The organism is Enterococcus sp. 7F3_DIV0205, from assembly GCF_002141365.2.
GTDB classification, from domain to species: Bacteria; Bacillota; Bacilli; order Lactobacillales; family Enterococcaceae; genus Enterococcus_L; species Enterococcus_L palustris.
The window spans coordinates 2,362,372-2,382,884 of sequence record NZ_CP147244.1; the positions used below are offsets into that span (position 1 = coordinate 2,362,372).

Sequence of the window (20,513 nt, forward strand, 5' to 3'; positions counted from 1 at the left end):
TTGCCTCTTTTCTATTTTAGTTGGTCCATTGGAACCATATCCATATCGGTATACGTGATATTTTCTCCACACATTGACCAGATAAATGTGTAATCGCCCGTCCCTACTCCTGAATGAATCGACCAACTTGGCGAAATAATCGCTTGTTCATTGGCAACAACTAAATGTTTCGTTTCATCTGGTTTACCCATCATATGGAAAACACGAGTATCTTCACTTGCATAATCAAAATAAAGATAGGCTTCCATCCGACGCTCATGGGTATGACAAGGCATTGTATTCCATGAACTGCCTGGTTCCAATACGGTATACCCCATTTGTAATTGGCAGCTTTCACATACATTGGGATGAATATATTGATAGATTCTGCGTTTATTTAACGTTAACGCTTCGCCTGTTTCCATCGGTTTGATTTGATCGATACTGATTTTTACATTAGGGTATTTATGATGAGCTGGAACACTATTCACATAAAACTTCGCTGGATCGGCCGGATCGGCTGATTGAAAAATCACTTGTTTGGTTTCTTTCCCAATATAGTACCCATCTTGTTTTTTCATCGGTTCCGTTTTTCCATCGATAGTGATCGAGCCTGCCCCTCCGATATTGATAACGCCTAACTCTCTACGTTCTAAGAAATAATCAACCCCTAGTTCTTTGGTTAAAACGATCTCTAATGGCTCTGTTGTAGGGGTCACACCACCAAAAATCATGCGATCATTATGTGTATACGTCAAACTGATTTCACCTGGCGCAAATACCTTTTCTACTAAAAATTCTCTACGTAATTCTTCCGTCGAATAGTGACGGATATCTTCTGGACTATGCGTATATCTATTTTCCATATTTTGCATGATTCATGCTCCTTTAACGAATTATTTTTCCTGAACCTACTGCTAAGAAGTTCATGACTTCTTCTTTGCTAAACTGATTGCAATCGCCATGGATCGTATGCTTTAAAGCCGATGCAGCAGTAGCAAAATCGACGGTACCTTGAGAGGGCATTTCTACTAACAAACCATGTAAAATCCCCGCAGCAAAAGCATCTCCTGCACCCACACGATCTACGATCGGAGTAATCTCATGGATTTGCGATTGATAATACTGATTTTCCTGCCATAACGTACCAATCAACTGATTGGCACTCGCCGATTGTACGTTTCTTTTAGTCGAATAAAACACCTGAATATTCGGAAACATCTGTTGCATTTGTCTATAATAAAAACTTACTTCCTCTTGTTCATTCCCTTGCATTTCAGCTATTCCCAGCAAGTAAATAGCATCCAGCTTTCCAGCCGAACAATAATCTACATATGGCAAGAGTTGTTTTAAGGTTTCCCCAGCTTCTTTTTGAGTCCATAATTTCCCACGGTAATTGATATCAAAACTAATTTTACAACCAGCTTTTTTTGCCTGTTTCATCAATTCTAACGTCATCATTCGCCAGTTTTCAGATAAAGCAGGGGTAATACCTGATATATGAAAAATAGTTACATCTTGAAACAAATCTGCTAAATCCCACTCAAGCATTACCATCTCCGCAAAACTTGATCCTGCCCGATCATAAATGACTGAAGCCGCTCGTTCACCTACACCTGCTTCGAGATAATATGTTCCCAAACGAGGTCCACCCGTCAATAGAAAACGAGTATCTACCTGATAGCGCTGCAAATGTTTGAAAACTGCATCACCTAAAGCCGTGTCTGGCACTTTACTGGCAAACAAGACATCATGTCCATAATTCGCTAAAGAAATCCCTACATTAGCTTCTCCGCCACCATAATGGGCCTGCAGAGATTGACTTTGAACTAAGCGATTGCCAGTCTGAGTAGATAAACGCAGCATGATTTCTCCTAAAGTAACGACTTTTCCCATCTACTCATCCCTTAATTTCTTTTAGTTTCGCTACATATCGGCGAGCTATTTCTGTCACTTTTTGAAAATCACCAACTGCAGCTGGCGCTAGTAAATCACCACCAACACCCACAGTCACCGCACCTGCCTTAAACCAATCAGCCATATTCTCTAAATTAACTCCGCCAGTCGGCATCAAACTAACTTGTGGCATCGGTGCTGAAAAAGCTGAAATGATACTTGGCCCATAAGCACTGCCAGGGAACAATTTCACGATATCCGCACCACTTTTCAACGCTTCTTGCACTTCTGTAATTGTCATACAACCTGGTAAATAGGGAACTTGATACAGATTGCATAACTCAGCCGTTTTGGCATCAAAACTTGGGCTGACAATGTATTCAGCCCCTGCCATTATTGCCAATCGCGCCGTCACAGCATCTAAAACTGTTCCCGCACCAATCACAATGTCCGAACGTTTTTTATACATAGCGACTAATTCTTTAATAACTTCAGTTGCTTGCGGCACTGTAAACGTCAACTCGATTCCTGTCATTCCGCCTTCTATGATCGCGTGACTTGCTTTTAAGGCTTCTTCTTTCGTTTCACCCCGCACAACAGCAACCACACCTGTTTTCTCCAAACGAGATAAAATATCGACTCGTTTCATCTAATCACCTATTTCATCGTTTTATTAACCTAAAATACCAAAAGCACTTAATGCAATTGAAAGGATCAAAATAATCCAAATCACTCGAGTTGAGTTTAATTTCTTTTGCCCTAACATCCAGTAAGTCAAAAGAACCAAAAGAATCGGCACTAATGATGGTAAAATTGCATCTAATGTATCTTGGATAACTAACTCAACGCCATCTTTTTTATAAACAAATGGAACTGTGGCTTTGATCACCGAAGGAATCAGCGCACCAATCACGGTAATTCCTAAAACTGTTGCTGCATTTGTAAATGCTGATAATTTATCTTTCAATGTGGTAACTAACTTAACGCCTTGCTTATACCCTAACGGCAATAAAGCTGCTCGGCCAAACAATAATGCAATGTTGGCAATAATCCAGATCACACAGCCAACAACAGAACCATTTTGTGCAAGAGTTCCAGCAACTGAGCCAAAAATTGTCCCCCAGATGACATGGAACAGCGAATCACCCACACCTGCAAGTGAACCCATCAAAGCTGTTTTCAACGCAACGATCGTATCTTTGGCTTTATACCCATCTTGTTCTTCGATCGCCACATCGATCCCCATAATCAGATTGCCAAAAATAGCATTCGTATTAAAGAATTGATTGTGGGTACGCAACATATCTTGAAACTGTTTATCATCATGTCCGTAGAATTTTTTTAATACTGGTAAGATTCCATATAGATACCCTGAACTCATCATTCGCTCATAGTTCCAATTTAATTGGCTTCCTAAGATATAGCGCCAACTGATTGCATTCAGTTCTTGTTTTGTTAGTTTTTGATTACTCATCGCCATCAAATCCTCCTTCAAAGTTGCTTGTGCTAGAAGCCGTTTGAGTTACTGCTTTGTCACTGTCACGTTTAAATACAAGCATTGCCGCAACCATTCCGATGATCGAAACACCTAACATCGGCACTTGTAAATACGCTGCCAAGAAGAAACCTAAAAGCAGATATGGAATATATTGTTTGGTTGGCAAGTAACGTAATAAAATCCCCACACCCACAACTGGCAAGACACCACCCGCTGTTTTTAATCCTGTCATTAACCATTCCGGCGTATTTTCAGTAATCGTTGTAACAGCTGCATCGCCGACTAATAACATTAAAAGAATTGGTATCGCACGAGATAATCCCCATAAAAATGAACCAGAAAGAACTAATTTAGGAATTCGTTTGATTTGCATATTGTCGATGGCTTTATCAACACGATGTAATAAAAACACATTACAGAATCGTGCAACAACATCTAATTGCAACATAAGCAACGACACTGGAACCGCTAAACCGATACCATACTCAGCACCTTTTCCAGAAATCACTGCAAAGGCTGTTCCCAATACTGCTCCCGTAAAATAATCTGGAACAGAAGCTCCACCAAAAGCCGCAATACCAAGACGCATAAGCTGTAACGTTCCTCCAACCATCAATCCCGTTTTCAAATCACCCATGATCATCCCAGAAATCATTCCGGCAATCGCTGGCTGTGTCAACGTATTTGAAATAAGTGAATCATTAATCGCAATAAAAGCATAAACCGTGATAAGAATAATTTGATACGTCGCTAAATGCATAAATTTCCCTCCTAATTTTAAAAGCGTAGCGGGCTCGTTTAGTTCTGACTGAAAAATAGGAAAATAGGTTTGTGACGCTTTTTGTCACAGGCATATTTTATCTTTTTTCCGAAGAACTAGCCCGTGAAGCTAGACAATTTAAAAGCTGAAAGAGCTCGTTCAGACTCGACTGGAAAATAGGAAAATCAGAGGGTGGCGCTTTTCGCCACAATCAGATTTTATATTTCCCCCTAAAAAAATCAGCTCTTAATATACAAAATTTTAACTTCTTAATTTTTTCATGAAATCGATCACTGGATCATTTGGTACCAATTGAGCGGTTACATTTACTCCTTTTGAAGCAATCGTCTCAAAAACCGTTTCTTCTGTTTCTAAAACCTGAATACTTTTCGTCACTTCACGAGCGCCCTCTTTATAACTCATATTCCCAACATTAACTGCTTGGATCGGTCCGCCCGCTTCAATAAACTTTAAGACATCCGTCGGGTTCTTGAATAATAAAAACAGTCTCTGTTTCCCATACTTACCAGAAAGAATATTTTCAGCCGCTTCAGTGACAGGTAAAACAGATAATCGCATAGAAGTAGGCGCAGCCATTCTGAGAGAGGATTTTTGTAATGGATCGGCGGCGGCTTCATCATTTGCTACAATAATTCGCTGTGTATCTAAACTTGTTGACCATATCCCTGCAACCTGACCATGGATTAAACGCTCATCGATTCGCGTATTAACGATATTTGCTTTACCAGCATACTCACTAAAATTACTTAATTCTGCTTCCAAGTTAGCCTCTGAGATATCTTTCTCGGCTTTATTCATACCAGCCTTGACATCAACAATATTTTCTTTTGCTAAACCAATCAGTTCTTTTATAGATACTTGTTGATTTACAACCGCTTCGATCACGATTGAAAGAGTCATTCCAGCAATGATTTCAACATCCTCCACATTTAAATAATTCTTCACAGCTACATTACAAGGCGTTCCTCCTAGTAAGTCTGCGATGATCAGCGTTGATCCGTTAAGGGCTTTCATTTTTTCATTCAACTCATTTTCAAACTGGATGTTGTCTCCATCTGGCCGTAAAGAAACAGTATGAATATGCTCTTGTTGTCCAACAATCATCTCGAGACTCACTTTGACACCTTCCGCCATCCCGCCGTGGCTTATTAATACAATATTTTCCACTCAATTCCCTCCTAAAGTGCAGGTCGCCCTACTTAACATGTTATGTCCTTTACGAATATACTATAACACATGATAAGTTATTCGTAAACCTAATATCTTAATATGTTGAGTATTTTATTTTAGCCTTACTTATTGTGTGTATTTATTAACAGAATAGGCTATAATGCAATTGCTAAAGTTAAATTAACATGTTATGCTTAATTGACTATTCTATGAGAACGGAGGTAATCCATCGTGATCCCTAAATATGAGCAGATCAAACAGGATCTCTTAAGTGAAATAAAAAATCACACCTTTATCCCTGGTGATAAATTCTATTCAGAGGCGGACATCAAACGAAGATACTCCGTCAGTTCCATTACTGCAGTAAAGGCATTAAATGAATTAACCAGTGCTGGATATCTTTACCGCATACAAGGAAAAGGAACATTTGTCTCAAAATCAAAAGTCTCACAAAACGTAAAATTTTCTGATATAGAGCTTCATTCTTTAGACACAGAAAAGATTCAAGTCGTTTCTGTTGAAGAAGAAAATAACCCTGAAATCTTAAAAGAGTTAGGGTTGTCCGCTAATAGTTCTTATTATAAAATCATCCGTGTCCGTTCTTTTGGTGATGTTCCTTTTTTGGTTCACATTACACATTTACCAAAAAAATTAATGAAAGAACCCATTTCAAAAAAACTATCCACTTATTCTAGTGTTTACGAACGCGTTCGAAAAGATTTTGACGTTGATCTGTTCTCATTAGCTTCAGTGGAAACGAATGAGATCGTCTTTCCAGACGATGCAGAATTGTTAAATTTGTTGCAACTAAGTTTTCGTGAGCCTGTAGTGAAACAAATCAAGCATTCTTATTTACCTGACCGAAGTGTGGCTGAATACATCGTTAGTTACAAACATTGGAAGTATTTCAAAACTAAAATAGAAGTAGAAGCCGAATAAGCTTCTACTTCTATTTTTTTAATCTACGATTGCTTTTTCTGAAAATGTAAGCTCAGTAATTTCTTGTCCTTCTGTTTCAAAAATCACAACGTCATTATGTCCTTTGTTCAAGAATTCTTTTGGACAGTAAAGTGAACGAATCGGTCCAACATTCCAGTAACGACCAAGGTTCATTCCGTTTACCAAGACAATCCCCTTACCATAAGCGGAACAATCTATAAAAGTATCTCCCACATTCTCTAACTCGAACTCTACTTGATAAAATGAGGGCTGTAAGGGATTCATCCCTGCCGCGTAATCGATTGCCTCCAACTGCTCTGTGGAAAACATCAACGGGTATTGTTTATAGCCTTGATGAAAATGGATATCCTGCATGATCCCGCCGCGAATACCTTTTGATTGCGTTGGACTATTTAGTTTAAATCCATAATTTACTCGCCCTAGATTTTCTACTAAAACGTCTACGCTAATTGACTCTTGATTCGATTGACCCTTTATTGTCAATTCTTGCCCTAGCGTTTCTTGATATTGCGTCGCTTGATGTTCCCCATCGACATAGACTTGAAGGCGATCGCTAGCTTCTACGACCTTCAATTTATTTTCACGAAAATAATTATTCATCTCTGCTGAATACAACATATAGCCATATCCATCACCTGCTTCTTCCATGCTTAGCGGATACATTGTCTGTTTGGCCTGCATCATTTTATCCTTTGCTGCAAAAAGGGAAACACTCCTTTTTACAGGATATGAACCTAGATCTACAAGCTCTTTTTTTCTAGGTTCTGCTTGCCATACATCGGGACAAACTTCTTTGATGGCTCTTTGGACATGATAGTATTTTTCAGTTGGTTCTCCTGATTCACTTAATAATGCATCATAATCATAACTTGTCACTTGAGGCAGATCAAGCGTCCCACGAGCAGAACAGCCATTATAAAAACCAAAGTTCGTGCCACCATGAAACATATATAAATTCAACGAGCCAATTTCCAGCATGTCTTTGACCTCTGCCGCTAATTCCTGTCCATCCCGCTTGATGATTGGCTCATGCCAACGATTAAACCATCCATCCCAGTATTCCATACACATGATCGGCCATTTTTTACCGTGTCGTTCCATAAATTTACGCATCACAACGGCATTTTCTTTTGAGTGACTGCCAAAATTTCCTGTTACAAAAACATCCTCTTCAATCAAGGTTCCTGCGTCTAGCACTTCTTCCCACGCACCATCAGATGTAAACAGCGGGACATTAATACCAAACTCTTCCATCAACTGTTTTGTCTGGCGTAGATATTCTTTTTCCATTCCGTAAGAGCCATATTCGTTTTCGATTTGCATCATAATAACAGGACCGCCATACGTCAGCTGCAATGGAACTAATTTAGGTATCAAAACACTAAAATACTGGCGAACTTTTGCCATAAAAAACGGATCTGTCGAGCGAAGACGCACGCCTTTTTCTTTTAGTAACCAAGCTGGAAGCCCACCGAATTCCCATTCAGCACAGATATAAACAGAAGGGCGCAAGATCACCATTAGCCCCATTTTCTGAGCAAGCTTTACAAAAGCTTCAATATCTTTTAATCCTTCAAAATCATAAGTTCCCTCAACAGGTTCATGGATATTCCAAGGAATATAGGTTTCGACCGTATTGGCACCTAAAGCTTTTAAGTTATACAAACTATCTTCCCACTGACCAGGTGTCAGCCGAAAATAATGAATCGCTCCGCTGATCAGCTTGATCGGTTTACCATCAAATAAAAAATCTTCTTTTATCTCAAACGTTTGCATCGTCATTCTCCTTTACCAGTATCTTTGCCATGTTGGTTTTGCTAATCTGATCAAAGCCTCTAAATAAAAGTAATCGCCCCATAAGTTTGGCTCATCGATTCCTTTACCCTCACTATGAGCATAAACACCATGTAACAACAAACCTTCATTATCTATCGCTTCTTTAGCTGAATAGTGTTCTCCTAGTTGATACATCATGCCTTTTGCGAGAGCTTTAGCATCTGGATAAGCCTGTAATCGTTCAGCTTCCAGTAATCCGCAAACAGCAATTGCAGCAGCTGAACTATCTTTGTCAGAAGGAGACTGATCGTTAAAATCAAAATCCCAGTACGGCACAAGATCTTCAGGCAAATGGTTAAGAAAAACATCTACGATTTCTGCATAATTTTCTGGAAATGGTTTAGATTGAATATAGCTTTCATTTAACGGAATCCCTAACACTGCCCAACTTTGCCCTCTTGCCCAAATCGATGTATCACTATTTCCTTGATGAGTTGCACCATGACTCGGTTTCCCTGTCTCAGGATCAAAATAGTAAGTATGAAATGTTGTTGCATTCTCTCTGATCACCGTATTCAACAAGGTACGATAATGCTTAGTTGCCACAGCTGAATAACGAGGATCGCCAGAAATTTCTGTTGCGCTAAATAATAACGGTAAGTTGAGCAAAGAATCAATAATCAAACGGTATTCTTTAGGATCACCATATTTCCCCCACGCCTGGATAAAATTGCCTTGTGTCTGAAAACGAGCCACTAATACGTCTGCCGCCTGTAAAAGTTCTTTTTTGCAAGCCTCGCTACCTGTGATTTTGTAACCTGCACCTGCTGATAAACTATACAGAAAACCGATATCATGATGATCTAGCACAAAATGATCATCTAAACGTTGCTGAAAACTTTTAATATTTTCCATTGCTCGATTCCAAAACGTTGCTTTCCCAGTCCATTCATATGCTAACCAAAGCATCCCTGTCCAAAAGCCATTCGTCCAATCATCATTGGCTTTGATTCGATATTTTCCATTTGTCCCGCAAGCGGAAGGGAATTCCGTGCCAAAGCGCGCCATATTTTTCTCGATTTGTGTGATACACCAATGAATTTGCTCATCTAGCCATTGTTGCGTCACTTTTTCACCTAAATGAATTAGCTTATTTTTATTCTCTTGAAGAGTCATTATTCACATCTCCTTAACTTGTTAACATATTAACTAAAATCATTATAACTCAAAAAAAATTAAAAAGCGAACGTTCCTTGGAAATTTTTTCCAGCAAAAAACCATGATTTCTCTATCTATGAAAAACCATGGTTAATTTCTTTACTTATTCCTTCCAAAAACCTCAATTTGTGTAAGAGCTGGAAATGGAGATTTCTCCACTGCTTTTTTGAGATTTTTCAACGTAACAAAACTTGTTTCTTTGGGAGAAAAATGAACTTCCTGAAATCCTGCAGCATTTGTTGTTGATACAATACTCTGTGAGCCGTCAGAAAATGCCAATGTCACTTCAGTCCAGTAACTATCGTGAGGATAGTCTGCTCTAAATAACAACCTAATCCAATCAATTTCTACCTTACGTCCAAACTCAATCGTTAAAGCAGCATCCTTTTGTTGATTAATGCCCCACGATGCAAATGGATACGAACCATGAGATAAATTCCCAAACTTCCCATCAATCGCATTTTTAGCAAAAAAGACGGCATCATCTCTAGTCTCCACATTGGCATGGGCATGTGGATAAGCGCCTGATAACTCTTTTTGATCATGGGCATTAAAGGAAAGATTCTGATAGTTTTTGATTTCAAAATCATGCGCTTTTCGCACCATTAAGTGATGACGTTTAGAATGAAAGCTTGTTTCAACCGAAGCCTTTCTAGCCGCATCTGATAACGGTATTAGATATTCCCACGTTCTTTGAGGCAGATAAATAACCGACGACGCCAAGGTTTCGTCTAACTGTACGACAAAGTATTGATCTTCTTCGTCTGTTGTCACAACAATTTTATCTCCTTGTTCATAAGCATACTCTTTGATAGCCAGAACTGCCATGTCATCCCCTTGCGCTACGTAAGCTTGCTCCTGTTTTTCATGATCGATTCGACCAATGATCGGCTGATTCGTTTGATTTTTCAATTCAATTTTTATCATGCTCTTTCACTCCTTCTTTTTGTTCAAGTATTCCACCAACGAGACATATCAAGCGATGCCTACCAATCGGAAGTACTTTTTTCAAACACGGTAAACTTGTTCTTGGGAAAAATAAGGACGTATTCGCTTCTGGAGTGACCAGCAACGCTTCTTCATACCCTTCAATCCCAATAATTCTAGACGTAAGGCCGCCTTCTGTTGCAAAAGCCCAGTCAGTACCGACCGCTCCTTTTGATTTTCGCCCAGACACTGGTACGCTGAAGCCGCCTTCACGAATCTCTATCGGCATCTTAGTATTGATAGTATGCACACGCAGATGCCACTGATCAAAAGGATAAATTTCCGTTTCGATCAATACTTCTTTAAAAGGAGACCACCGCTGATAAACACATGTTTCCGTCAAACGATAGTCTCTTACTTCCCTTTTCGTCCTAAAATATCGACCATCACAAGAAACAGCTAACATATTATCAAAAGCTCCTTCCTCGTAACAAACACCTGCTTTAGACACACTAAAACCAAACTTAGTAGAATAAACAAATTTACTATATTTCGCTTGCGCATGCGCCTGTCCTTCAACCATCATTCCTGCTGGATAACCTAATAAATGATGACCCGATTTTTGTTGAAGCAAAAGCAGATTGCCCTTTTCTACAAGTTTTTTTGAGCTTTTCTGAACGGGTAATAATTCTGCCTGCCAAAAAGGATGATCTGCTTCTACTGCTAGCAATAAAAATGTTTTTAAGGCCCAATAAGGGGAACCTGGCGCATTATATCCTTCAGCCATCACGAGATTTTCATAATGGTAACCGATCGAAAGTCGCCCATCAAAAGTGAAGATATCATGATTCATCCAGCTTTTTAAATGTGCAGATAGTATTGTTTTCATTTCTCCCCAAGGGATCGCTTCAACATCAGCAAATATCAACGCTGAAAAAAATGCGCCTTGAGCAAATCGATAGGTTAAACTCCGCCCATATGGCAATGCTTCCCCATCGCTATCAAAGTAATAAATAAACTCTTGAGCAAACAGCGTAGCTCTTTCGATAAAACGCTGCGACCATTCAGGATCTTCTTCTCTCATAAATCGTGCATAAATCAACCCATAATAATGAAAAGCAAATGGAATGTAGTAGTCTCTTTGCGCCGCTTTTCCATCCACATACCATCCTGCCCCGATATACATGGAATCCACTAATTGCAGTTCCACTAATAGCTTCTCACGATCCAATATCTCGCCACAATGATATAGGGCAATTCGAATCAACACTTTGAAAAAAGTCCAATTATTTTTAGGAATTTTTCGGTCCAACGCTTGAGATAACCAGTTGATAACGTTTTGTTGCGCCTGTTTCGATAACTTTTCCCAGAAATATTCTTTGTGTAATAACAACGTCACAGACAAAGCAGCAGTTTCGACAATATATTGATCATAATTGTCGATCATCCCCCAATAATAAGGTCCTGTTGGATCTGTTCCTTTAACCAATTTATCTAGGTATGCATCTCTTAATTCATCATCTTTTTGAAAAATCCAAGAAGGCGCAATCCCCCACAACGGGCGAACAAGCGCTTCCATATCAGCTCGTTGTTGATTGTATACAGCACCACTACTGCCTAAATGTAGCCCTGCAGTGTCTGTTTCAAGTATTTCCCTTCTCAAAGGGCGGATAATTTCTTCCAGAGCAGTCTGGAAATCTTCTTGTGTCACAAATTGATTGCTGCGAATTTTTTCCATCAATGGAACCTCCTTCATCAATTTACTGAACAGAATAACAAGGAGGCACTTCTTTTTCAACTACAATTTTACAATCAAACCAAATGAAAATGAGAAAATACGGATCTCCCTTTTTTACTTATCTTGTTTTCAAATTAAAGAAAAACAGTCTTGCCAATACAAAAAGAAACCAGTTCTTATGAACTTACTCTATCGAAAATGAGCAAATGGTAAGCTTTTACAAATTCACTCTCATAAAAAAACTTTACTAAAATACACCCTTTTTTATGATAAACACTCATTTTAGGATTTATTGATCGTTTCATGATACTATTTACTTACATCTCAAACGACAAAAATGGTAAAAGGAGCTTAACATGGAAATCAATTTATCTGTGCTTATTACAGAAGCAAAAACAACAATTACCTTCCCTAATAATCACGGCCAAATCAACATCATTGATAGCAATAAAGAAATCACATTAGACCAACCTGCTGTCTATATTTTGTTAAAAGATAACGTGATTATTTCCATTGGAAAATCAGCTGCAGGCAACTTCCAAAATGACGTAGATTTTAACAAAATAATTATAGTCAACCCATCATGGGATATCGAATTAGACTATTTAGAACACCAATTCATCACAGAAGCCACGGCAAATGGTATAACACTCACTAATCTACCTGAAATAGAAACAAAAATCCCTGCCAACTATGAAAAAACGGTTACCACCTACAAAGATGACGTACTTTTAGTTCTTGAAACATTCGGTTACCCTCTAAAGCGCCACGAAGAACCTAAAAAAGAGAAAGCCAAACCAGCAAAAGCACGCCATAAATGGACAAAAGAAGTCAGTCAAATTGAATTTTTTATTGATACCAGAGATAGCAAAGCCACTGCACTTTGGCATAAGCGAAATGAAATGCTCTTAAAAGCAGGCGCTACGATGATGGCAACGCCACCGCTTAACAAAGACGGTTCATTGGGCTTTTCAGCTAAAATGGGTCAAAGAATCAGAGAAGATCATAAAGACAAGGTAAAAAACTTCGTTACGACTGAAGATATTATTTTAAAAAGCGTTAATGAAGTTGGATTGTTTTTATATTTTGGCGGAACAAATAGTTGGCTTGAGCTGATCGATGCTAATGGGAAAACCCTTAATGAGTGGACAGTTGTTTAACTAAAAAAGCATACCCACTAAAAAGTAAGTAATTTTCAAGCTTAGTATTTTCCTTTATGATGAATGTACAAATAATTCAGTAAAGGATGATACGATGAATATCAGCAGTTCAGCAATTGAAAATGGTTACTTTTTAGATAGTTATGGCGGACACGGAACAAAATTTAATGAAAATGGAATGCCTACTTACTCTATCCCTTTTAAAATAGAAAATGCACCTGAAAATACTAAAAGTTATGCTGTCATTTTATATGACATAGATGCTTTTGCTGCAACCAAAGGTTTTCCATGGATCCACTGGGTCATCTCTGACTTAACAAGAGCAGAATTATCCGCAAATGAAAGCCAAACAGCACTTGATTTCACTCAAGGAATCAATAGTTAGCACAGTCCAATCGGGTCTAATCAATCAAAAGAATTATCTTCTTTTTATGGTGGTATGACACCTCCTGATAAACCCCATACGTATACACTTAAAGTTGAATACAGTTTGAGCAGTTTGGGTTTGGAATTATTAGAAGCATTGAAAATCATGCAGGAGCTCGGTTCAAGAATCAGCGGCAACTCAATTTGCCTCTCAGCTGATAACAAGATAAATGCTTGAGGTTAACACACGGTTCAAGTTCTTTAGTAACCAACGTTACTAGAGAACTTTTTTCGTTTTCCTTATACAATAAAAAATAGTAAAGAGGAACTTGCTTAATGATGTTTTAATTTCAAATAAGCTTCTCTTAACCATGGATGAATCACTTGAATGTCATGATTTAACAGATAGTCGATATAGCAGTAGGCCGCTTCTTCTAAAGAAATGTCTAAAGCTACCATAAGTTGGTTAAGATACGGCGGTTCACCTTTTCGATCCCATTTTATTTTGTCGGCAATAAATACAACTAAATCTAAATCAGAATACTCCTCTTTTAACGTCGTATGGCATTCAATAGCAGACAGAATTGCTGGATCCGTCACATTGAATTCATTTAACGCAATTTCCTTTGAGATTTTTTGATGAATAATCATGGGAAGCTCTAATTCTTCTTGATATAATTCGATCCCCATCTTCTTGGCTACATCGATTCTTTGATCATCTGGGTAAATAGCTGAAATATCATGTAAATATCCTGCAACTCGTGCTTTATATGGTTCATCTAAAAATTCTTTCCCTAATTCATATGCATAATCGCCTACTGAAATACAGTGTTCATACGTTCTCAAACAATTTTGATCCGTTAGAAATTCCTTTATCAAGTTTTTTAAATTGTTTTGGTCGCATGTTTCCATATTATGAGCCTCCTGAAATATGATTTTATTTTTTAGTTGATATGTTACTCTCATGATACCATTTTATACACGTGCTAACTGCCACTTTTTAGGATAAAAAAATACACTCTTCTAAAAAGAAAAGTGTATAAATTCTATTATCGCCTCTTAAAAATCATATTCCGCTTCTTTTTGCTGAATCATTGTTTGATACGTATCCAACAATAAGAAGAAATCATCCACGAATCGATCCAAACGAAATTCAATATCAGGATTTTTGATTTCTTTTCGAATAATATCCTGATCTGTAATAAATACATAGTTCGGCACTAAATTCGCCTTCATATAACTTAAAACAGGGCGGATTTGTTGCTCAGGGATCAAAAAGTGTTTCTCTGATCCAGCTGTGACGATCATTCCTGCTACTTTATTTTGGAAAGCATTGACTGGCAACATATCAAATAAATTTTTCAACGTTCCAGGCATCGATGCTTGAAAAATCGGTGTTCCAATAATCAAGCCATCTGCCTCCATGATTTTTTTCAACGCAATACCAACTTCACCTTCATGCTGAAAATATTCCCGACCATCAGCGAATGGAAATTGTATTTCAGAAAAATCAATCACTTCAACTTCAGCATCTTCTCGTACTTCTTTTATTTTATTCATTGTATAATTTACGGCTACCCTTGATTTACTACCAAAAGCGGAACCGATGACTGCTACGATTTTCATAAAAGCTCACCCTACTCTTTCGTATATTTTTTAACTTCTGGCATCACTTTCGTCGCAATCAATTCAATATTTTTCTTCACAAGATCAAGCGGCACTCCACCAAAATCGATTTGTGCCATAAAACGTTGATGTCCATATAATTCATATTGATAGAGCATCTTCTCGATAATTTCATTAACACCACCAACCATCAATGTGTCTCTGCCATCAGCTGATTGGGCAAAATGTTGCTTCGGATACGTTCCACCACGAATCGCACTCCAGCCAGCATTTAAAAATGGATACATCTCTTTACGCGCTTGGCTGCCAGACTCTGCAACATAAAATAAACTTGTAGTAGCAAGCGGAAATTCTTTCTCATCATAACCTGCCTCTGTTAACGATAAACGATAAGCATCTACTGCTCGTTTAAAAATCGGAGCAGGTCCAGCTAATGTCGTCAACATCATGGCAATCCCATCTAATCCAGCTTTTATTGCACTGTCCGCTGGTCCACCTACCGCTCTCCAAATAGGTAAATGACCACGAACAGGTTGTGGTAGAATTTCTGCATTTTTTAGCGGGGCACGGAATGCCCCCTCCCAATTCATTCGTTCATTTGGTGAAGCTTCATTCAATAGCTTTAACAAATGCATTTTTTCTTCAAATAGTTCTTCATAATCTTTCAAGTCAAATCCCAGAAGCTCATAAACACCAACACGAGAACCTCGACCAGCCACGATTTCAGCACGACCGTTTGAAATTAAATCCAAGGTTGCATACTCTTCATAAACTCGGACTGGATCATTGGTACTTAAAACGGTGACTGAACTAGAAATTTTGATATCTTTGGTTTGTGCCGTGATTGCGGATAGAATCACTTGGTTGGCTTGTCCGATAAAGTGGCTTTGATGACTCTCACCAACACCAAATACATCGATTCCTGCCTCATCAGCAAATTTCGCTGCTTCGATAATATCATTGATTCGTTGCTGCTCGCTGATTCTTTTTCCTGTCATTGGATTTGTAACGTGATCGCCTAAAGAATACAAGCCGATTTCCATCCCTTTTGAGGAATCAATACCGAATTTTTCATTCATTTTTTTGTTCATTTTCCTGCACTCCTTTTTCATTATCTTGATATAGTTATCACTTCATCAACTTTTTACTGATTTTTGCTAGTTGAAGAACTTCTTGTTTGGTTAAATTATCAAACGCTGCTGCCTGCTGCTTACTTTGTGCAATAAAACAATTATCTAGTTGTTTTTGTCCTTTATCGGTTAAGGAAATGTATTTTTCCTTCCATTCTTGTCGGCGCGTGATCCAACCATCCGACTCAAATTGCTTGATCATTTGAGAAACTCCACCCTTAGAGATCAGTAACTTCTCTCCTAGTTCTTTTTGCGTGATGGGTTGATATTCCTGAATTTGATGAAGCATATCAAATTTTGAAGCATTTAAGTCATATTGTTTAAGAAACTCATTCGACTGGAGATTGCTCTTTTGAACGAACTGCAAAATGGACATCCAGCAACTTAATTTTACTTTTTCTGAAATCGATAACTTTTCCATTGATTGAACCTCCTTCATAGTTTAGGACTAAACTGATAACGTTAGTATATTATACTTACTAAAAATAAGCAAACTATCGATTCCCACTATTACCAATTTTTGTGGTTCTCAATACTAGCTCTCATCTTAGCTGAGCAAATCTTCCCTTTGATTCTTTCTACTATTATTAGTATAATGATTATGTTTTTCAGATCGTAACCGAAAGTAATAGAGTGGAGATTATAGAATGATGAATAATTTTTGGGCAGAACTACCAAAGCCTTTTTTTGTTTTAGCACCGATGGAAGATGTGACAGATGTTGTCTTTCGCCATGTTGTCAAAGAAGCCGGAGCACCCGATGTCTTTTTTACTGAATTTACGAATTCGGATAGTTATTGCCACCCAGATGGTAAGGAGAGCGTACGTGGACGTCTCGTTTTTACCGAAGATGAGCAGCCGATGGTCGCTCATATTTGGGGGGATAAACCAGAATTCTTTAGAGAAATGAGTCTTGGTCTAGCTGACATGGGATTTAAAGGCGTCGACATCAATATGGGCTGTCCAGTTCCGAATGTAGCGGGTCGTGGAAAAGGAAGTGGTCTTATTTTACGACCAGAAGTTGCCGCTGAGCTGATTGAAGCTGCAAAAGCAGGAGGTATCCCTGTCAGCGTCAAAACACGAATCGGTTATGCAGAAATAGCCGAAATGGAGGAGTGGATCACCCACTTATTAAAACAAGATATTGCGAACCTATCTATCCATTTGCGAACACGAAATGAAATGAGTAAAGTCGATGCTCATTGGGATTTGATTCCTCAAATTATGGAAATTCGTGATCGTGTTGCCCCTCAAACACTAATTACGATCAATGGCGATATTCCTGATCGCACAACTGGTTTAAAACTCGCAGAGCAATACGGCGTAGATGGAATTATGATCGGTCGCGGGATTTTTAAAAATCCTTATGCGTTTGAAAAGGAACCGAAACAGCATTCATCTCAAGAATTGCTTGGATTATTGGAGATGCAGCTTGATTTACAGGATCAGTATGCTGAAATGGTGCCACGCTCGATCGTTGGCTTGCATCGTTTCTTTAAGATTTATGTAAAGGGATTTCCTGGCGCAAGTGATTTGCGTGTTAAATTGATGGGGACAAAATCGACGGATGAAGTGCGTGAGATTTTGAAGGATTTTTATAAAGAGAAATAAGGCTCTGATAGAATAAGTTGTTTTAAGCGCTCACTAAAATGGAGCGCTTTTTCTTTTGATTTTTGTCAGGATATTAAACAAAAAAAGCACCCATTTTTTGTGGGCACTTCATAAAGAAATCACAGTATCTCATTACAGATACATACTATTTTTTTTGAATGTATTGTTTTAATTCCCTAACACATATCTAGTCGATTTTGTAATAGACATACTCTGCGCGAACTGATGTAGCGGTATTTTGCGTACCCACAGCAACAATTTTATCTCTGGTGCTATCTCCTTCAAGTAGGTCTCCCACTGTCCCTTTTGGTAAAAATGATACGTAGATTACTGCACTTGGCAGACTACTTTTTAAAGAAATAAATCCTTGATTCTCTTCAATTCCTAATTGCTGTTCATACGATTGAACTTTATTATTATCTCCCATAAAAGATACTAACTCAGGTGTCCCGTCAGGTGAATTCAAAGTGGGAATATTTACGTTTAACCCATTTATTTCCGCTGCTTGCTTCTGGTTAGAAATGTCTGTAAAACTCATTGTAGTGTTTTCCACAAAGATTGTATTACCTAATCCATTTTCCCAAATTCCATTAAGGCTCGAATAATCTCCTTGTTGAATTTGAGAGAGATTCATTTCTTCAGTCACTTCATTTACTTGCTCTTCTTTTACCTGTTCATGTGATTGATCTGTTTCTTTTGTGTCCTGAACTGTGCTTGATTGTTCCGTAGTTTGTTCTGTGGTTTCTTTAGTTTCTTTAATACTAGTGGTCAACTCTGTAGTTGCTTTCGTACTAGCTGATGATTTATCAGTATCCACGCTTGATTTACTAGAATTATTACACCCTGCTAATAAGCCTGAAAATGCAATGCAAACACCTAACAAAATAGTTCTTTTCATTTTTTTCACAACAAATCCCCCAAGTCTTTCGTCTATTTAGTGAAATCTATTTATTATTCTCATAGTAGTATACAATGCGGGTTCCGTCTACATTTACATAAAAAATAGGTATGCTTTTGACCATTCTCAGAAAATTCATACCTCTTTTCAGGACAAATTTTTAATTGCGCCTAATTTCAGTTGATATGATCAAAAATAGTAATAAAAATCGACTACTTAATCCATTAATTGATCGAAAATCCACAAGAAATCCCTAAGATATATCTTTCAAGTAGTCGCAACAGAAGTACAAGAAAACTACTTGATTCGTCAGCAGAATAATTTTTACTTCTGAATAATTGAATAAACGTTAAAAGGTATTTTTTCTTCTCTCAACAACTCGATATATTTTTTTAACGGTATTACCCCCTGAACAATTTCATTGCTTGGACTTTGATATCTTGGATAGATTATTAATGATTTTGTTGGCGAAGATTCAATCATTTCATCTAAAATTATTTCTAAATCCACTTGATATTTTTCTTTTACAATTACTGGAGTGAAAGCTTCATAACCTGCTTCATCTATTAACCATGGTGCTGCAATTGTTAATCTCTTATCAAAATCTGTATCAATCAATCCTAACGCCCACCAAACTTCTCCCTCTTCTTCTTTACCAAGCGTATACCACTTACCATTAATATTTTCGTAAAATGGATAAGAGACATCATCAATGATTTTCCCCGATTTTTTTAATTCCTCATGTGCTTCTAAAATATCCTCTTCATTTAATTCATCTTGCTTTTCAGCGCAAAATGAATTTGTTTTATAATATTTATTTTCTTCTACTTGACCTACAATAAATACATCTAATGAAAATCCCATTTGATTCCTCCTTTTGCAAACGATACGACTCTAGCTACTTTAAATTAGTTATTCTTCAGCAAACAAGTTTGCTTCTTTTGTTGCTCTTAAAGCAATATTTCCTAAATTATCTACCCTATATCATATCTGGATTTTTACCGTATTTTGATAACCACTTACTTAAATCTGGATCTGCTTTTAAGTCTTAACGAACCATTATATCCATATAAAAAATTTCTTAGTCAACAAATATAATAGACAAGTTTCTATATAACATCTATCAAAATTGATGTATTCCCCTCTATACTTAGCTCTTTTATACTTTAAGAACTCTCTCCAGTAAGATATCCTCATCATTTATTGAGAAAACTTCTATTTCCTCTTGTAATTATTAATAAGTTATCTTTGTATCATTGTATATACATTAAAAGGGATTTTTTCTTCTATTAACAACTTAAAATATTTTTCTAATGGAATCGGGCCTTGAACTATTTTTACGTCGCCACTCTGATATCTTGGATGGACTACAAGAGTTTTATTCGGAGAAGTATCTAGCATCTCACTTAATAAAATAAATAAATCTTCTTGAAATTCTTTTTTTACCCTTACAGGAGTGAAAGCTTCAAAATCATCTTCATCGTCTATCCATGGAGCAGATATAGATAATGGTTTGTCAAAATCTGTATCAATCAAGCCCAATGCCCAAACAAGTCCATCATCATTTTCCCCTAATGTATACCACTTACCTTTCATACTATCATAAAAATAATCAGGTTCAGATTCGGGAATAATTAGTTTTTCCCCATATTCTTCATATAGTTCCTCAATATCTTTTTTTGTTGATTCATGATAGGCTTTTGCTCTAAAAGAGTTTGTTGTAGTATATTCTTGAATTTCTTCTTGATACAAAACAAGTACATCTAATGAAAATGACATT

The 20,513-nt window shown here is 37.5% G+C and carries 21 protein-coding genes; 4 read left to right on the forward strand and 17 right to left on the reverse strand.

The window, feature by feature from the left end; all coding sequences use genetic code 11:
• Window positions 1–11: 11 nt before the first annotated feature.
• The 6 genes from kduI to A5821_RS11130 form a co-directional block, all read right to left on the reverse strand.
• Complete coding sequence (gene kduI, locus A5821_RS11105; protein WP_170923022.1) at window positions 12–854, reverse strand: 5-dehydro-4-deoxy-D-glucuronate isomerase; 843 nt, start codon at window positions 852–854, stop codon at window positions 12–14.
• A gap of 13 nt (window positions 855–867) precedes the next feature.
• Window positions 868–1,875 (reverse strand): sugar kinase, encoded by a 1,008-nt coding sequence (locus A5821_RS11110; RefSeq protein ID WP_086314641.1) that lies wholly within the window; start codon window positions 1,873–1,875, stop codon window positions 868–870.
• A gap of 4 nt (window positions 1,876–1,879) precedes the next feature.
• The gene (locus A5821_RS11115; protein ID WP_086314642.1) at window positions 1,880–2,524 is read right to left on the reverse strand and encodes a bifunctional 4-hydroxy-2-oxoglutarate aldolase/2-dehydro-3-deoxy-phosphogluconate aldolase; all 645 of its coding nucleotides are present in this window, start codon (window positions 2,522–2,524) and stop codon (window positions 1,880–1,882) included.
• A 24-nt stretch (window positions 2,525–2,548) separates the two neighbouring features.
• A complete protein-coding gene (locus A5821_RS11120; RefSeq protein ID WP_170923023.1) occupies window positions 2,549–3,349 on the reverse strand; it encodes a PTS system mannose/fructose/sorbose family transporter subunit IID in 801 nt (266 codons plus the stop codon).
• Window positions 3,342–4,133 carry a PTS mannose/fructose/sorbose/N-acetylgalactosamine transporter subunit IIC gene (locus tag A5821_RS11125; protein WP_086314644.1) on the reverse strand — a complete coding sequence of 264 codons (792 nt, stop codon included), beginning with the start codon at window positions 4,131–4,133 and terminating at the stop codon, window positions 3,342–3,344. Before A5821_RS11125 ends, A5821_RS11120 begins: the two co-directional genes overlap by 8 nt.
• Window positions 4,134–4,394: 261 nt before the next feature.
• A complete protein-coding gene (locus tag A5821_RS11130; protein ID WP_249921885.1) occupies window positions 4,395–5,288 on the reverse strand; it encodes a PTS mannose/fructose/sorbose transporter subunit IIAB in 894 nt (297 codons plus the stop codon).
• 267 nt (window positions 5,289–5,555) lie between these two features.
• Here A5821_RS11130 and A5821_RS11135 point away from each other — a divergent pair, with 267 nt between their 5' ends.
• Window positions 5,556–6,263, forward strand: coding sequence for a GntR family transcriptional regulator (locus A5821_RS11135; protein ID WP_086314646.1), 708 nt, complete (start codon window positions 5,556–5,558; stop codon window positions 6,261–6,263).
• 18 nt (window positions 6,264–6,281) lie between these two features.
• On the opposite strand, the gene A5821_RS11140 is transcribed toward A5821_RS11135, so the two are convergent.
• The 4 genes from A5821_RS11140 to A5821_RS11155 form a co-directional block, all read right to left on the reverse strand.
• Complete coding sequence (locus tag A5821_RS11140) at window positions 6,282–8,060, reverse strand: glycoside hydrolase family 35 protein (protein ID WP_086314647.1); 1,779 nt, start codon at window positions 8,058–8,060, stop codon at window positions 6,282–6,284.
• 12 nt (window positions 8,061–8,072) lie between these two features.
• Window positions 8,073–9,236, reverse strand: a complete 1,164-nt coding sequence (locus A5821_RS11145; RefSeq protein ID WP_086314648.1) for a glycoside hydrolase family 88 protein — start codon at window positions 9,234–9,236, stop codon at window positions 8,073–8,075.
• A gap of 141 nt (window positions 9,237–9,377) precedes the next feature.
• Window positions 9,378–10,205 (reverse strand): hypothetical protein, encoded by an 828-nt coding sequence (locus A5821_RS11150; protein ID WP_086314649.1) that lies wholly within the window; start codon window positions 10,203–10,205, stop codon window positions 9,378–9,380.
• Window positions 10,192–11,943, reverse strand: a complete 1,752-nt coding sequence (locus A5821_RS11155; protein WP_086314650.1) for a DUF2264 domain-containing protein — start codon at window positions 11,941–11,943, stop codon at window positions 10,192–10,194. The genes A5821_RS11150 and A5821_RS11155 overlap by 14 nt, the downstream gene beginning before the upstream one ends.
• Before the next feature lie 356 nt (window positions 11,944–12,299).
• Between A5821_RS11155 and A5821_RS11160 the strand changes: the two genes are divergently transcribed.
• Both A5821_RS11160 and A5821_RS11165 read left to right on the forward strand, forming a co-directional pair.
• Window positions 12,300–13,103 (forward strand): hypothetical protein, encoded by an 804-nt coding sequence (locus A5821_RS11160; RefSeq protein WP_086314651.1) that lies wholly within the window; start codon window positions 12,300–12,302, stop codon window positions 13,101–13,103.
• A gap of 94 nt (window positions 13,104–13,197) precedes the next feature.
• Window positions 13,198–13,488 (forward strand): YbhB/YbcL family Raf kinase inhibitor-like protein, encoded by a 291-nt coding sequence (locus A5821_RS11165; protein WP_212637423.1) that lies wholly within the window; start codon window positions 13,198–13,200, stop codon window positions 13,486–13,488.
• Window positions 13,489–13,802: 314 nt separating this feature from the next.
• Here the strand turns inward: A5821_RS11165 and yqeK are convergent, their stop codons facing one another.
• The 4 genes from yqeK to A5821_RS11185 form a co-directional block, all read right to left on the reverse strand.
• Window positions 13,803–14,381, reverse strand: a complete 579-nt coding sequence (gene yqeK, locus A5821_RS11170; RefSeq protein ID WP_086314652.1) for a bis(5'-nucleosyl)-tetraphosphatase (symmetrical) YqeK — start codon at window positions 14,379–14,381, stop codon at window positions 13,803–13,805.
• A gap of 147 nt (window positions 14,382–14,528) precedes the next feature.
• Window positions 14,529–15,095, reverse strand: coding sequence for an NADPH-dependent FMN reductase (locus A5821_RS11175; protein WP_086314653.1), 567 nt, complete (start codon window positions 15,093–15,095; stop codon window positions 14,529–14,531).
• An 11-nt stretch (window positions 15,096–15,106) separates the two neighbouring features.
• Complete coding sequence (locus A5821_RS11180; RefSeq protein WP_086314654.1) at window positions 15,107–16,186, reverse strand: LLM class flavin-dependent oxidoreductase; 1,080 nt, start codon at window positions 16,184–16,186, stop codon at window positions 15,107–15,109.
• A gap of 37 nt (window positions 16,187–16,223) precedes the next feature.
• Window positions 16,224–16,646 (reverse strand): MarR family winged helix-turn-helix transcriptional regulator, encoded by a 423-nt coding sequence (locus A5821_RS11185; protein ID WP_086314655.1) that lies wholly within the window; start codon window positions 16,644–16,646, stop codon window positions 16,224–16,226.
• A 226-nt stretch (window positions 16,647–16,872) separates the two neighbouring features.
• Here A5821_RS11185 and A5821_RS11190 point away from each other — a divergent pair, with 226 nt between their 5' ends.
• Complete coding sequence (locus A5821_RS11190; protein WP_086314656.1) at window positions 16,873–17,835, forward strand: tRNA dihydrouridine synthase; 963 nt, start codon at window positions 16,873–16,875, stop codon at window positions 17,833–17,835.
• A 187-nt stretch (window positions 17,836–18,022) separates the two neighbouring features.
• Here the strand turns inward: A5821_RS11190 and A5821_RS11195 are convergent, their stop codons facing one another.
• From A5821_RS11195 to A5821_RS11205, 3 genes are all read right to left on the reverse strand, one after another.
• On the reverse strand, window positions 18,023–18,733 hold the full coding sequence (locus A5821_RS11195) for a DUF6287 domain-containing protein (protein WP_249921886.1): 711 nt from the start codon (window positions 18,731–18,733) through the stop codon (window positions 18,023–18,025).
• Between the two features lie 324 nt (window positions 18,734–19,057).
• Window positions 19,058–19,597 (reverse strand): hypothetical protein, encoded by a 540-nt coding sequence (locus tag A5821_RS11200; RefSeq protein WP_086314657.1) that lies wholly within the window; start codon window positions 19,595–19,597, stop codon window positions 19,058–19,060.
• A gap of 378 nt (window positions 19,598–19,975) precedes the next feature.
• On the reverse strand, window positions 19,976–20,512 hold the full coding sequence (locus tag A5821_RS11205) for a hypothetical protein (RefSeq protein ID WP_086314658.1): 537 nt from the start codon (window positions 20,510–20,512) through the stop codon (window positions 19,976–19,978).
• Window position 20,513: the final 1 nt, after the last annotated feature.

What these genes read in the sequence shown, in the direction of transcription:
- A5821_RS11165 (WP_212637423.1), top strand. Translation starts at nt 13,198, where the DNA reads ATGAATATCAGCAGTTCAGCAATTGAAAATGGTTACTTTTTAGATAGT.
- A5821_RS11205 (WP_086314658.1), bottom strand. Translation starts at nt 20,512, where the DNA reads ATGTCATTTTCATTAGATGTACTTGTTTTGTATCAAGAAGAAATTCAA.
- A5821_RS11200 (WP_086314657.1), bottom strand. Translation starts at nt 19,597, where the DNA reads ATGGGATTTTCATTAGATGTATTTATTGTAGGTCAAGTAGAAGAAAAT.
- A5821_RS11160 (WP_086314651.1), top strand. Translation starts at nt 12,300, where the DNA reads ATGGAAATCAATTTATCTGTGCTTATTACAGAAGCAAAAACAACAATT.
- kduI (WP_170923022.1), bottom strand. Translation starts at nt 854, where the DNA reads ATGCAAAATATGGAAAATAGATATACGCATAGTCCAGAAGATATCCGT.
- A5821_RS11190 (WP_086314656.1), top strand. Translation starts at nt 16,873, where the DNA reads ATGATGAATAATTTTTGGGCAGAACTACCAAAGCCTTTTTTTGTTTTA.
- A5821_RS11125 (WP_086314644.1), bottom strand. Translation starts at nt 4,133, where the DNA reads ATGCATTTAGCGACGTATCAAATTATTCTTATCACGGTTTATGCTTTT.
- A5821_RS11110 (WP_086314641.1), bottom strand. Translation starts at nt 1,875, where the DNA reads ATGGGAAAAGTCGTTACTTTAGGAGAAATCATGCTGCGTTTATCTACT.
- A5821_RS11150 (WP_086314649.1), bottom strand. Translation starts at nt 10,205, where the DNA reads ATGATAAAAATTGAATTGAAAAATCAAACGAATCAGCCGATCATTGGT.
- A5821_RS11175 (WP_086314653.1), bottom strand. Translation starts at nt 15,095, where the DNA reads ATGAAAATCGTAGCAGTCATCGGTTCCGCTTTTGGTAGTAAATCAAGG.
- A5821_RS11115 (WP_086314642.1), bottom strand. Translation starts at nt 2,524, where the DNA reads ATGAAACGAGTCGATATTTTATCTCGTTTGGAGAAAACAGGTGTGGTT.
- A5821_RS11180 (WP_086314654.1), bottom strand. Translation starts at nt 16,186, where the DNA reads ATGAACAAAAAAATGAATGAAAAATTCGGTATTGATTCCTCAAAAGGG.
- A5821_RS11140 (WP_086314647.1), bottom strand. Translation starts at nt 8,060, where the DNA reads ATGCAAACGTTTGAGATAAAAGAAGATTTTTTATTTGATGGTAAACCG.
- yqeK (WP_086314652.1), bottom strand. Translation starts at nt 14,381, where the DNA reads ATGGAAACATGCGACCAAAACAATTTAAAAAACTTGATAAAGGAATTT.
- A5821_RS11145 (WP_086314648.1), bottom strand. Translation starts at nt 9,236, where the DNA reads ATGACTCTTCAAGAGAATAAAAATAAGCTAATTCATTTAGGTGAAAAA.
- A5821_RS11185 (WP_086314655.1), bottom strand. Translation starts at nt 16,646, where the DNA reads ATGGAAAAGTTATCGATTTCAGAAAAAGTAAAATTAAGTTGCTGGATG.
- A5821_RS11120 (WP_170923023.1), bottom strand. Translation starts at nt 3,349, where the DNA reads ATGAGTAATCAAAAACTAACAAAACAAGAACTGAATGCAATCAGTTGG.
- A5821_RS11155 (WP_086314650.1), bottom strand. Translation starts at nt 11,943, where the DNA reads ATGGAAAAAATTCGCAGCAATCAATTTGTGACACAAGAAGATTTCCAG.
- A5821_RS11130 (WP_249921885.1), bottom strand. Translation starts at nt 5,288, where the DNA reads ATGGCGGAAGGTGTCAAAGTGAGTCTCGAGATGATTGTTGGACAACAA.
- A5821_RS11195 (WP_249921886.1), bottom strand. Translation starts at nt 18,733, where the DNA reads ATGAAAAGAACTATTTTGTTAGGTGTTTGCATTGCATTTTCAGGCTTA.